Here is an 11,818-nt window from a genome sequence, read left to right on the forward strand (position 1 = left end):
GTATCCGCAATGCTTTTGGTGTTAAAGAACCGTTGCCGATCAGCGAGGGGTTTTATAAATTTGGGACGGTCAAGGCGAAAAACCTAAAGCCGGGGGTGGATTATACGCTGGAGATTTCGGATAAAGAACGGCACTTCACCTACACGATGGTCGACTGGATCAACTGGTCCGCACGTCACCCGCAGATGCTTTCGACAGGAGAGGCTATAAGGATAGCAACTGACTTTTGTAAAAACCGGGGTCTTTTCTCGTTAGATGTAGCAAAAGTCGATTCTGAAGTTCAGAAGACAGAGTATTTAGAGCCCGGCCATAAACCGGTCGCGCCGCCGGTGGTGTGGGTAAGGTTTCAAGGTAGAATCGATGACTATCCGTTGATCGATACCGACGGTAGACCCGAGATGTTTTCGTGGATTCAGGTGGGGATTGGCCAAGGCGGCAAAATCCTCACAGCTTCGGGAATGCTTCCCGCCAAAGCGGAGAAGGTCGACCGGCAACTCCGGTCGATCGATGAGGCAATCGATGACCTTAATAGGGGATATGCGATAAGCAATGCCGATGGACCTTCCTTCGGCCATGGCGGCCCACGCCAGGCAACCGGCAACTACGGAGCCAAACCCGCAAAACCCGCAGTGCGAAAGGAAAAGATTACCGATGTTGGGCTTGCCTACCAGATACGCCTCTCACTAAAGGCTAACACCTGGTATATTGGACCGGTCTATGTGTTTACCATCGATGATGGAGGTAAGAGCGGCAAGCGCAAGGCGACCATCCCGGCCGCGCGTCCGTAGTTCTATCGCCGTATCGCTAAAACCGGTAATAAGAAGTAATTAATAACCAGCGGAGAGCTGGTAGGAAAACTGCGCCAGGGTTTCACCGCGGGAGACGCGAATTCGTTTAAGCTCAAACAGGTTGTTGCCCGGCCGCCATAATCCGGGGTGTGTTGTAAGCCCGCCGAGATAGCCCGATTGTTGCGTGATATCTATAACCTGCCGGTTATAGCTTCCGGCCGGATAGGCGATGAAATGCACCGGTTTATCGGTATGCCTCTCGATCAGCTCTTTCGATCCCATCAACTGGGCGACCAGCACGTCCGCACCCTGGATTGCGAGGTCGCAGTGGTTGAGCGTGTGCGATTCGATTTGCATCCCCGCATCGGACATCTCTTTTACTTTGGCCCAATCAAGTCCTCTACTCATGTTGACCTCTTCGGCTTTTACGAAGAACGCCGCTCTCATTTTGCGCTGCCGCAGGGTTGGAAAGACGCAGGTGTAGGCATCGGGCGCACCGTCGTCAAACGTGAGAACGACCGGTTTTTTCGGCAGTTGCATGCCGTAGATCATTGCGTCGTAGGCATCGTCCAAGGTCACGACATGATATCCTTTGGTGTCTAACAGGTCTAACTGTTGTTTGAAGGTCCTTGTCGATATGGTCAAATCTCTTTCAATCGAGTTCTTAAACTTAGGGTGGTCGTTGACACAGTGGTACATAAGAACCGGGATGCGGCCCGGGGCTTCAAGCGCTTCCTGTGCTACCGTGGTGGGACTCTCCTTCGGCAAAGTGCCGGCGCCTATTGTTGCGATTCTTGGGGCTGTTTCTTGAGTGGCCGTCTTTGCCATCTTCGTATCGTGCGTACGATTTCGCGCCGGCCCAATCTTATTTACTGAAGGCGCCTTCGATGCGTTTTTATAAGGAGCTTTAGAATCGCTCGTCCATGCTAGTATGCTCTCGAGGTTGAAAATCCCGGTTAGGTCAAGCGCAAACAAGCCCAGTGCGATCAGCGTTATGCCAAGCATTGTTCGGGCTACTACCGTTTTCCACTTTCCCGACACCTTTTTGCTCATGCGGTGACTTTCGTTTACCCAGGTAAGCACAACGATTACATGCGGCGATTTTTTGTATACCCGTGAAGTAGATGTTTCATACATGCAGCCCGCAAGTTTCTCAACGCCGGTATGTCACGTGTCGATGGGCTAGGGTGTTTACCTTCGGTAGCCGGGTAAGGCCCGAATAAGAATCTTAAGATTTGGGAATATGAAGTGAGACCGCTTAGTCAATTACACTATTACCAGAGGTTGGCATGAAACTTTTGTGGGCCTTTTTTCTCGCCGGGCTTGCGGGCGGCTTCAGCCATTGCATAGGCATGTGCGGCGGCGTCATTGCCGCGTGCTCGTTCGCCGGGTGCGCCGGAAAAGCCAGGGCCGTCGGAGCCCCCGTGTATCAATCCCTTTACCACGCCGGGCGTCTTATTACATACGGCCTGCTTGGTGCACTATTTGGGGCGCTGGGGTCATTGCCGGGGCTTATGGCCTCGATGCGCCCGTTTCAGCGGTGGGTTCCGGTTGTCGCGGGTGTGCTTATGGTCGTCGCCGGATTGGCAGTGGGTTTTAACTGGACCGGTACTATGAAGATGGCAAACGCCGTCTCAAAATCCGGCAGATTTAACGGCAGATTTAACGGCAGGTTTAGTAGAGCATTTAGCAAAAGATTTAACAGGGTAGCCGCAACGCTTTCGCGGCGCGGCATCATGGCGGCCTTTCCGCTCGGGCTTCTTATGGGGTTGCTGCCGTGCGGCATGCTGGCGGTCATCGAGCTGCGGGCGATCGCCGGCGGCTCGGCGTTTTGGGGCGCGTTGCTCATGGTTGCGTTCGGGCTCGGCACGATACCGGGACTTGCCGGATTTGGGCTTGCCAGCGGTATGATCGGTTCGCAAACCCGTGGCGCTTTTTTAAAAGCCGGCGCCGCTATTGTAATCGTTATGGGAATCCTTACGGTTGTTGGTGGGATATCACGCTTGTCGGTGTGATGAAGCACTGTGAAATAAAGGGGCTACTGATACTATTTGGGCGAGACCGATGTCCGGGATAAATTAGCGCAGATACGAACACTGTTGGCAGCGGAACGCACGTTTTCCGCTTGGATACGAACTGGCCTTGCCGGGGTCGGCGGTGGGCTTGTAATCATCAAGCTTATCCCGTTTCGCAACATCGGGCATCAAAAAGCGGCGCATGCGGTGGGCCAACTCCTGGTCATCTGGGGTGCGGCGATTTTTATCTTTGCGCTGCTGGATTACTGGACCACGTACAAAAAGCTCGATATCAAAGACGCCTCAACGGCCCTTCCCATTTCTATAGCCCTCATCACGGCACTGCTTTTTATCGCCGCCATAATCATCCTTTGGACGACATTTAGCGCGATGGGCCCATAGGAGCTTGAAATGAACCTGTTTACCCCGGGAACGCCGATTCTTGCTATCATCACACGAACGTTTATCATCTACTTCGTCATCCTCATCGGCTTCAGGTTGACTGGGAAGCGGGAGGTCGGCCAGTTCACCCCATTTGACCTGGTGCTTATCCTTTTAATCGCCAATGCGGTCCAGAACGCGATGGTGGGGCCGGATACCTCGCTTACCGGCGGGATAGTCGCTGCTGTCACGTTGCTCGCGTTGAATTTTATAGTCTCTGTTGCCGCTGATCGCAATCGTTTTGTAAGGGAGTTGACCGTTGGTGAGCCCACGATTCTTGTACACAACGGCCAGGTTCTTGAGCACCATATGCGCCGTGAGCATATCACGATGGACGAGCTTGAGGCGGCCATTCGCGAGCACGGTATTGAGTCTCTCTCCGATGTGCAAATTGCCGTGTTGGAGGTCGACGGCACGATCAGTATCGTTCCGGTCGGTTCAAAGGTATTGAAATCGCGAAGGCACATAAAGTTTCTGCGCCGCAAGCAGTAGTAGCAGCAGGAACAGCATTATCGCTTGGCCTTCAATACGGCAGTTATAAGGCGGTAGAGCCGTGAATAAAATCAGCAGATTTGGATATAAACGTGCTATCTTGCAGTTCTATTGCACCGTTGCTACATACCGGCGGGCTTGGCGCTTGCCAGCCTATTTGATCGCAAAGCGGCACGAGCAACGGAAGTATTCAGCAAAAAAGGAGGAGGGAGTATATGGAAAAGTTATTGCCACCTCAAACGCTGCCCGCCGTACCGCACATCGACTTCAGCATCTTTAATCTCGATATCCCCGGCATCGTTATGTGGGTTGCAGCGATTGTTATCTTCTTCGTTGCGGCGTGGGCACGCATGCCTAAGACTCTTGAGCGGAAACCTTAACTATCACTTTAAATTTAACCGACCGTACCCTTTGAAAGGAGTGTAGAACTGATGAACCTGACAAAACGAGCGCAGGTTGTACTGGCCGATAACCTCACGCTCGAGGACGCGTTACCGGCAGAGATGCCGGTCTATGTAAATTCAAGCTCTTATATGTTTGGTGTGGCAACGCTCTCATCCCTGACGTTTATCATCATCACGGGCCTTATCTTAAGCCTCTTTGGCCCGAACTGGTACCATGTGTCGCGAACCGGTTTGTTCTTTAACTCACTGCATTTCTGGAGCGTGCAGATATTTTTCCTCGCGCTTGTACTGCACCTGGTTACCAAATACCTCATAGCATCATGGCGCGATGGCCGAGCCAAGACCTGGATATGGGGCGTTTTGGCGTTGGGATTGGCGGTTGTTACAGGCCTAACCGGCTTTTTGTCGCAGGGTAATTGGGATAGCCAGTGGATAGCGGTTCAGGCGAAAGATGCCTTTAATGCGCTGGGCGTCGGCGCCCTTTTTAATACGTTGGATGTCTCGCAGGTGCTCACGCTTCATGTGTTCGCTCTGCCGCTCATTCTTGGGATCATAGTTTTGATCCACCTGTTCTTCGTTCGCCACGATGGCCCGGTGAAACCATTGCAAAGGAGGACGATACGATGAGCAAAAAAACGCAGGCATATTTCAAAGGTATCCCAATGAAGCCGTTTGACCTTATCAGGGAGGCTTTGATCGTCTCCGGGGTACTTGCTATCGTGATACTCGCCCTTTCAATTATCTTTAGTTCGCCGGATTATCCCCCCGTGCGCGGCGAAGATGTAGCCAAGCTGCAGCCCGTGTCGTATCTTAAGACAAGCGCCGGCATTCTTGCGGGGCAAAGCAGCGTCCAGGCGTACGGACCACCGTATACTAAGGACGTGGATAATTCCCAGGAGTTTCTTGGGATAAAACCGGCGGTGCTCTTCGGGGTGACGATTCCGATCAATGCGTCAAACGACCTGGTGCTGAGGCCTCTTGAGAAGATTGCCGTCCTCGATAAAGGTTTAGCCAGTGCGTTATCCACCTATAAGACGGCATCGCCCAAGCAGCAAAGTGATTGGGCGACGGTCTATCTCGGCGCGCTCGATAAGGCAAAGATATCGCCCAAGGGCAACGTCACGGTGCCTAAAGGGAATTTCGGCCCGGTTCAAACGATGATGAACAGCATGCTTAACCTGGGTAAAGCCGGGTTGCTTGAAGGTTCTCTCGACGCAGGGCCGAGGCAGCCGTACGTGTTCGATCTTACCAGACCACTCCTCTATTTTCAGGATGATGTCGACCACAACGTGGCGGATTCGCTCGATATGATGGGTGACCAGTGGGGTATCAGCCATGAGACCGGCAACTATCCGGGGGCTTGGTGGTTGTATCCGTATGCGTTCTTCTACCAGATACCGCCGATGAACGCATCTGCGAACGGCGACTTGCAGGTCGGCATAATCATGACGGTTCTATTCCTGGTGCTCCTGTTCGTACCGTTTATTCCGGTCTTGAACGCGATACCTCGTTGGCTGGGGATTTACAGGATAATCTGGCGCGATTGGTATGCGCGTGAAAAACCGCCGGCAGCACAGGCACAACCGAGAAAAGTCAGCTAATGTACGGGACGTAACAGTGTTGTCGCTTAGCGGCAAAAAGCGTTCCTGGCGACATATTCTCGCTCTTAACTACCGGTCGGGCGAGGGCGTGTCGCTTTGGTTTTTCCTTTTGCGCCTGGCAAGAACCTCACGGCTCACCAGCCAGACGACGACAAGGACTATGGCAAGCGCATAGATGCTCAAATGCAGCGATTTCAAAATAGGCAGAAGTTGCTTACCGTAGGTGGTCCCGTAGTATCCAAGGGCTGAGATAGCCGAAGCCCAGGCAAGGGCTCCAAGGGCGTTAAATAGCAAAAACTCATGCCAGGGCATGTCGGATGTCCCCGCGATCAGTGCGGTTAAAACCCTCGCGCCCGCAATAAACCGGGCGAAGAACACAGCTACCGGCCCGTGTTTCGTAAAGAACCTATCGATGCGATCGATTTGCTCTTTGCGGATGAACACATACTTGCCGTATTTTTCTACCAGTGGTCGCCCGCCGAAGCGCCCTATCGCAAACCCGATGTTGTCCCCGATGACCGCCGCGGTTGCCGCGATTGCCGCTACCAGGAAGATCGACAGCCTGCCCTGACTAGACAGTCCGCTAGCCGTCAAGAGGATCGTTTCCCCTGGAACCGGAACCCCCGCGTTCTCCAGCATAACCCCAAAGAATACGGCAAGATAGCCGTATTTCTTAACGTTAGTCAACAGGGTTATCCCAAAGCTAGCCAGCATATTGCTTCTGTCTCCTTTAGCAATTCATCGCAATGGGTATCATTATACTCGTTAACCGGATGCCCGGCAGTATGCAGTATGAGCTATGGTTAATGGCCCACAAGCGATTGCATACACGATCGTCAGGTTTACGAGCGAGCGCAACGTTTGGAGCTTGTTTGCCGTGGGTATCTACAAGGCACTTTAAGCGATATTAAGGAGCAGTTTGTTGGAGAAGATTACAAAGGTTCTTCTTGTTACACCGCCGTACCATTGTGGGATGGTCGAGTCGGCGGGCGTCTGGATGCCGCTCGGTCTCGCATATCTCGGTGGTTCTCTACAAAAAGCAGGCTTCGATGCTGAAATCTACGATGCGATGTCGCTCTTTCACACTAGCGAGCAAATCGAGGCCCGTATAGCGTCCGCCCGGCCCGATGTTGTAGCCGTTACGGCGTATACCGCGACCATAAACGCGGCCATCGATGTCTTACGCCTGGCCAAAGAAGCGGTGCCGGGGGTCGTTACGGTTATCGGGGGTGTCCACCCGACTCATATGGCGGCTGAAGTGTTGGCCGATCCCGCGGTCGATTACGTGGTTCGCGGTGAGGGGGAGAGCACGCTTCCCGAGCTGCTGACATGCCTTAATGCCGGTGACGATACCAAAAAAGCCGCCGGTATTTCCTTTATACCGCCTGGAAGCAACGGGCTTGTCGTGAACACTAAGGACCGGCCGCTGGTTCGTGATCTCGACCGGCTCCCTATCGCCTGGGACTTGATCGACTGGCCGGTCTATCACTATCGGACTAAACCCGGCTCACGTCTTGCCATTACAAGCTGGGCGCGCGGTTGCACCGAGCGGTGTGTGTTTTGCTCGCAGCATAAGATGTGGCGCGGCACCTGGCGGGCGCGCAAGCCGGAATCCATTATTACAGAGTTACGCATGCTCAAGGAGCGTTTCGGTGTCGATACCGTAGAGGTCGCCGACGAGTATCCAACGCACGACCGCTCCCGTTGGGAATATATCCTCGATCGCCTGATCGAAGAGGATTTAGGGCTCGAGCTGTTGGTCGAAACGCGTGCCGATGATATCGTGCGAGATGCGGACATCCTGGATAAGTATGCTCGGGCCGGCATTCTGCATATGTATGTCGGGGTCGAGGCGGTTCATCAGGGCCGCCTGGATCAGATGAAGAAGAACCTGCAGATAGAAGACTCGCGAAAGGCGATTACCCTGCTTAACGATGCGGGTATCATCACGGAAACCTCGTTCTTGCTCGGGTTGCCGGGCGACATGCCCGAAACGGTCGATGAGACCCTCAAGCTTTCATTTGAGTATGCGCCCGACCTCGCATTTTTTCTTGCGGTGACCCCATGGCCGTATGCAGACTTTTATCGTCAGGTAGCCGATAAAGTCGAGGTCTTCGATTACAGCCGCTACAACCTTATAAACCCGATCATCAAGCCCGACGCGATGACCCGCGATGAGCTGGCAGGTATGTTGAGCGGGGCTTTCATGGCCTTTTATATGGATAAGATGAAGAACCTGCACCTGCTATCACCTCATAAACGGGACTACATGGTGCGTGTGGCCAAGCTTTTGATGGAAAACTCGTATTTGGCTGACGAGGTCAAGGCGTCGCTCGGCAAAGCCGGGGTCGTGCATGGAGGACCGGCTCACAAAGCGCAAGTCGCCAAACCGGCCAATAAAGAGTTAGTCGCATAGAGAGTCAATATTAAGGTGGTGAGTGCGCATGGTCGTTGTTATGTATGTTATAAGCATATCGCTCGGTATCTTTATTACCGCAGGCCTGGTGCTTACTGTTAGCGCTATTCGGTCGGCCAGGCGCCAGCACCGGCTTACCGGCGGCGATAGCTTGCAGGCTATATCAGTCCGGCAGCGCATACGACGTTATGAAGGCCCCATCAAGCCCGACATGCCTCTTTTCAACCCTGCTGCCAGGATCGCCATAGAGTTTGCGTGCGCCCTGTGCGGGTTCCCTGGGTTGGGCTGGATGATCTCGGGTAACATCTTCCCCGGTCTCATCCTTATGTCGGTGGTTCCCGCTTTTGTTTGGGCCTTTTACCCTATCTATCTCGCCTTGACCGGAGGATTATCAGGTTCCCCGTTTGTCGTGGTCAGCTATTTACCGGTTCTCGCAATGGTATCGTCGGGATGCCTTGCTGCTAACCAGATAATGGTGGTGCGAAAGCAAGGTGACAAGGTTGACTCTTAAGGCCAAGCTTATCCCCACCGCAGCACTCGGGGTTGCGTTCGTTATAATCGTGGTCCTTCCGTTGCTGCTCTTATCGTTGCCAAACCCGAAAGCGGTAAAGGTTCCTACCATGCAAAGCGTAAAGGCGGGTACTTTTCTGGACGCGGGAGAGGGTCTGTATAAACTGTATCCTTATGCTTCTACCCAAGACAAATTCCCGGCGGGTGCGCCATCGGTCGGCAGGAAACCATCAGTTTACGTAAAGTACCGTCAACTGGACGAACTGCCAGCATATGGCATATATGCGTACCCGACCAACCAAGCTGTTCCTGTCAGTAGAAAGATTGAAAAAAGCAACGTGTTGCGGCTTGCACCGGAGAGCGGACTACACACGGGATTGTATTACATCACAGCTGCTAGGGACGGTATTTACGGCGGAACCGATTATTTTTACTTCAAGGTTCGCTCGGTGGGCAAGGGACGACCGTAGTTTAAACCATAATTTCGACGGGTAAGTGCGTTTACAGAGAGGGCAACGTGGCGCAGGGAACGGCTTAGCTAAACAGATGAACCCTTGTAAGGTAAGGTCAACCGGTTGAAAAAAGCAAAGGGCGGTTGGACATAAAATGGCAGATGAAAACAAGAAGCAAGAAGAAGAGAGACAAAACCTAAAACAAGAACAAAACCAAGCTGCCGGCGGGCAACAAGTACCGCGAACAGAAGCGAGCGATGCGTTGCACAGGCGATTCGGTTTCGGGTATGAGACGGTCACCGGAATCGGCGAGGTCACGTATAAATACGATGACCGGGCCGCAGGCTTTTGGATTCTAAGCAGCGCTTTCTGGTTCGTTGTCGTAACGACATTCGGTTTTATCATCTCTATCGAGTTGTTCGAGCCCGAGGCGTTCGCCGGAATCCCATATCTTGTATTTAGCAGGGTACGGCCAGCGCACGTTGAGGGGGTCATCTTCGCGTGGCTTACCATGATGTACTTCGGCGGCTTTTTCCACTTTTTGCCCCGCCTTCTCGGCACAAAAAGCCTCTGGAATGAGCGGTTGGCGATTTGGACCGGCTGGGTCTACAATTTTACGCTGGCCGTAGGGTTTATCACCCTTCTTCTAGGCTTAAGCCAGGGCAGAGAGTATGCGGAGTTTATTTGGCCCGTCGATATTCTTGTCCTCGTGGTCTTTATCAGCAACATCGTTAATACGCTCGGTACTGTGGCAATTCGCAAAGTGAGACCCCTGTATGTCAGCGTATGGTGGGCTATGGCGGCCCCCGCGTGGGTTGCCATCTCGATCGCTATAGAAAATGCGATATGGTTTCCGGGGAATATCTTCAATAATCCATCCGGCGCTTTGCCGGTAGCCGTGCATGACGTTCTTATCAACTGGTGGGGTAACCATAACCTGTTCGGTTTGTGGCTTACGCCGGCGCTTATCGCGATTACCTACTATGTAATCCCCCGCCTGACGAACACGCCGCTCTACAGCCATACATTGTCGCTCATTTCGTTTTGGGGCCTGGTGTTCGTATATGCGGGCGTCGGCGACCATCACCTATTGCAGACGCCGACCCCCGGCTGGCTAAAAACCATCGCAAGCGTCAACAGCGTAGGTATCCTCATCCCGGTATTTGCCTTCTTTACAAACGTATTTTTGACTATGCGCGGTAACTGGGACCGTTTCTTTACGAGCCTGCCCGTGCGTTATGTAATGACCGGGTTTATCTTCTATATTCTGGTAAACCTGCAGGGGGCAGTCCAGGCGATACAGCCGTTTAACGTCTACGTTCACTTCACCAACTTTACAATCGGTCACGCCCACCTGGCGTTGTTGGGCGGGTTTACGATCCTGGGTATGGGCGTCGTATATTATATCGTGCCGCAGATATTGAGCAAGCCGCCCTATTCACGGGCGCTTGCCGAATGGCAATTCTGGCTGGTTACCTTCGGCTTCCTGCTCTTTTTCTCGTCGCTGACGATAGCCGCCTTTGTTCAGGGACAAAATTGGATGAACGGTACACCGGAAGTAAATGTTTTGCCGATGCTCAAGATCTGGAACGCTTTACGCTCCGTCGCCGGCGGCATGATTTACGCATCCGGTCTTATACAGCTCTACAACATTGTTCAAACATACCGTGTTGATACCGGGTCTATAATCGCCAAGCAGGCCGCACGGGATGCGCATTCCGGCGTCGGGGTCGGTGCGATTCAACCATAAAGGAGGGAGGGGTTACAATGTCCGAACAAAAACGCTGGTTGCCTTCATACAGATTGTCGCCCCGAGGGTGGGCTCAGCATCCATACAAGAAAATGCTCATGACCCCTATCCTAACCTTTATCGGAGGCCTCTTCGCCTTTGCAGTGACGGCTAGTTGCGCCGCGCTCTTGCAGATTTTCGTGTTTAACCCACCGGTCTCAAATGAATGGGCCCCGATGAACGACCAGGCGATGCGCGGGCGTGTACTTTTCGTTTCTAACGGATGCATGTATTGTCATAGCGGGTTTTCGAGGCCGCAGGATGTTCGGGCAGGACTTTATTACTTGTACCCCAGAGTATCTCAGCCGGGGGATTATTTCGGTACTGAGAACAGCCCGAATATTTTCGGTTCCGCGCGTCTCGGCCCGGATCTCTCAAACGAAGGCGGCTTACATCCGGACGACTGGCATCACGCCCATTTCTTCTCGGCCCGTTATGTCGATCCGCTGTCGATAATGCCCCGCTTTAGCTTCTTTTCCGACCAGGATGTCGAAGATTTAACCGCTTTTGTTCAGAGAAGGAGCGGCAAGAGCGGTCTGTTGCGTCTTGCCGGCGAAGACTATATGAAAAAACTATTGCTGGCGGTAAACAATTTGCCCGAGCCACCAAAAGGTTTTCAGGGTGCGACAAAAACCCTAGCCGATGTGTGGCAGGCGCAAGTCAACGCACCTACTCCGCCAGGCGGGAACGTCGATGGGCTGGACTGGCCCGACCCCGTCAACCTGAACATCGTCGATAGGTCATACTGGCTGGTTAGTAACCCCCTGCCTGTGACGAAGGATACTCTTATCCGTGGGCGTGAGATATTCCAGGAGCGCTGTATCGGGTGCCATGGCGAGGGAGGGGCCGCGGTGAGCGAGGCAGCCCGGTTTATGAGCCCGACCCCGATCAATTTTACCGATCACGGTGA

At 53.2% G+C, this 11,818-nt stretch carries 14 protein-coding genes; 12 read left to right on the forward strand and 2 right to left on the reverse strand.

Annotation, left to right across the window (positions count from 1 at the left end):
- Positions 1 to 788: hypothetical protein (locus tag ACYC56_RS08310; RefSeq protein ID WP_461373716.1), on the forward strand; the 788-nt coding region annotated here is incomplete at its 5' end.
- A gap of 39 nt (positions 789 to 827) precedes the next feature.
- Here ACYC56_RS08310 and ACYC56_RS08315 read toward each other — a convergent pair.
- Positions 828 to 1,793: a polysaccharide deacetylase family protein gene (locus tag ACYC56_RS08315; protein WP_461373717.1), complete on the reverse strand. Its 966-nt coding sequence runs from the start codon at positions 1,791 to 1,793 to the stop codon at positions 828 to 830.
- Between the two features lie 284 nt (positions 1,794 to 2,077).
- Between ACYC56_RS08315 and ACYC56_RS08320 the strand changes: the two genes are divergently transcribed.
- From ACYC56_RS08320 to ACYC56_RS08345, 6 genes are all read left to right on the forward strand, one after another.
- Positions 2,078 to 2,803, forward strand: a complete 726-nt coding sequence (locus tag ACYC56_RS08320; protein WP_461373718.1) for a sulfite exporter TauE/SafE family protein — start codon at positions 2,078 to 2,080, stop codon at positions 2,801 to 2,803.
- 36 nt (positions 2,804 to 2,839) lie between these two features.
- Positions 2,840 to 3,205, forward strand: a complete 366-nt coding sequence (locus tag ACYC56_RS08325) for a DUF202 domain-containing protein (RefSeq protein WP_461373719.1) — start codon at positions 2,840 to 2,842, stop codon at positions 3,203 to 3,205.
- A gap of 9 nt (positions 3,206 to 3,214) precedes the next feature.
- The gene (locus tag ACYC56_RS08330) at positions 3,215 to 3,736 is read left to right on the forward strand and encodes a DUF421 domain-containing protein (protein ID WP_461373720.1); all 522 of its coding nucleotides are present in this window, start codon (positions 3,215 to 3,217) and stop codon (positions 3,734 to 3,736) included.
- 215 nt (positions 3,737 to 3,951) lie between these two features.
- Positions 3,952 to 4,116, forward strand: a complete 165-nt coding sequence (locus ACYC56_RS08335) for a hypothetical protein (protein WP_461373721.1) — start codon at positions 3,952 to 3,954, stop codon at positions 4,114 to 4,116.
- A gap of 51 nt (positions 4,117 to 4,167) precedes the next feature.
- On the forward strand, positions 4,168 to 4,767 hold the full coding sequence (locus ACYC56_RS08340) for a cytochrome b N-terminal domain-containing protein (RefSeq protein WP_461373722.1): 600 nt from the start codon (positions 4,168 to 4,170) through the stop codon (positions 4,765 to 4,767).
- A complete protein-coding gene (locus ACYC56_RS08345; RefSeq protein ID WP_461373724.1) occupies positions 4,764 to 5,741 on the forward strand; it encodes a hypothetical protein in 978 nt (325 codons plus the stop codon). Before ACYC56_RS08340 ends, ACYC56_RS08345 begins: the two co-directional genes overlap by 4 nt.
- 69 nt (positions 5,742 to 5,810) lie before the next feature.
- On the opposite strand, the gene ACYC56_RS08350 is transcribed toward ACYC56_RS08345, so the two are convergent.
- Positions 5,811 to 6,455 (reverse strand): DedA family protein, encoded by a 645-nt coding sequence (locus tag ACYC56_RS08350; protein WP_461373725.1) that lies wholly within the window; start codon positions 6,453 to 6,455, stop codon positions 5,811 to 5,813.
- A gap of 208 nt (positions 6,456 to 6,663) precedes the next feature.
- Between ACYC56_RS08350 and ACYC56_RS08355 the strand changes: the two genes are divergently transcribed.
- The 5 genes from ACYC56_RS08355 to ACYC56_RS08375 all read left to right on the forward strand — a co-directional run.
- On the forward strand, positions 6,664 to 8,157 hold the full coding sequence (locus ACYC56_RS08355) for a B12-binding domain-containing radical SAM protein (protein ID WP_461373726.1): 1,494 nt from the start codon (positions 6,664 to 6,666) through the stop codon (positions 8,155 to 8,157).
- A 28-nt stretch (positions 8,158 to 8,185) separates the two neighbouring features.
- Positions 8,186 to 8,668: a hypothetical protein gene (locus ACYC56_RS08360; RefSeq protein WP_461373728.1), complete on the forward strand. Its 483-nt coding sequence runs from the start codon at positions 8,186 to 8,188 to the stop codon at positions 8,666 to 8,668.
- Positions 8,649 to 9,137, forward strand: a complete 489-nt coding sequence (locus ACYC56_RS08365) for a hypothetical protein (protein ID WP_461373729.1) — start codon at positions 8,649 to 8,651, stop codon at positions 9,135 to 9,137. The genes ACYC56_RS08360 and ACYC56_RS08365 overlap by 20 nt, the downstream gene beginning before the upstream one ends.
- Positions 9,138 to 9,273: 136 nt before the next feature.
- Positions 9,274 to 10,869, forward strand: a complete 1,596-nt coding sequence (locus ACYC56_RS08370; protein WP_461373730.1) for a cbb3-type cytochrome c oxidase subunit I — start codon at positions 9,274 to 9,276, stop codon at positions 10,867 to 10,869.
- A gap of 17 nt (positions 10,870 to 10,886) precedes the next feature.
- Positions 10,887 to 11,818, forward strand: a 932-nt coding sequence (locus tag ACYC56_RS08375) for a cbb3-type cytochrome c oxidase subunit II (RefSeq protein WP_461373731.1), incomplete at its 3' end; no start/stop codon positions are given.

The sequence above is a fragment of the Candidatus Aquicultor sp. genome (genome assembly GCF_054640775.1).

What these genes read in the sequence shown, in the direction of transcription:
- ACYC56_RS08315 (WP_461373717.1), bottom strand. Translation starts at nt 1,793, where the DNA reads ATGCTTGGCATAACGCTGATCGCACTGGGCTTGTTTGCGCTTGACCTA.
- ACYC56_RS08320 (WP_461373718.1), top strand. Translation starts at nt 2,078, where the DNA reads ATGAAACTTTTGTGGGCCTTTTTTCTCGCCGGGCTTGCGGGCGGCTTC.
- ACYC56_RS08330 (WP_461373720.1), top strand. Translation starts at nt 3,215, where the DNA reads ATGAACCTGTTTACCCCGGGAACGCCGATTCTTGCTATCATCACACGA.
- ACYC56_RS08335 (WP_461373721.1), top strand. Translation starts at nt 3,952, where the DNA reads ATGGAAAAGTTATTGCCACCTCAAACGCTGCCCGCCGTACCGCACATC.
- ACYC56_RS08340 (WP_461373722.1), top strand. Translation starts at nt 4,168, where the DNA reads ATGAACCTGACAAAACGAGCGCAGGTTGTACTGGCCGATAACCTCACG.
- ACYC56_RS08345 (WP_461373724.1), top strand. Translation starts at nt 4,764, where the DNA reads ATGAGCAAAAAAACGCAGGCATATTTCAAAGGTATCCCAATGAAGCCG.
- ACYC56_RS08350 (WP_461373725.1), bottom strand. Translation starts at nt 6,455, where the DNA reads ATGCTGGCTAGCTTTGGGATAACCCTGTTGACTAACGTTAAGAAATAC.
- ACYC56_RS08360 (WP_461373728.1), top strand. Translation starts at nt 8,186, where the DNA reads ATGGTCGTTGTTATGTATGTTATAAGCATATCGCTCGGTATCTTTATT.
- ACYC56_RS08370 (WP_461373730.1), top strand. Translation starts at nt 9,274, where the DNA reads ATGGCAGATGAAAACAAGAAGCAAGAAGAAGAGAGACAAAACCTAAAA.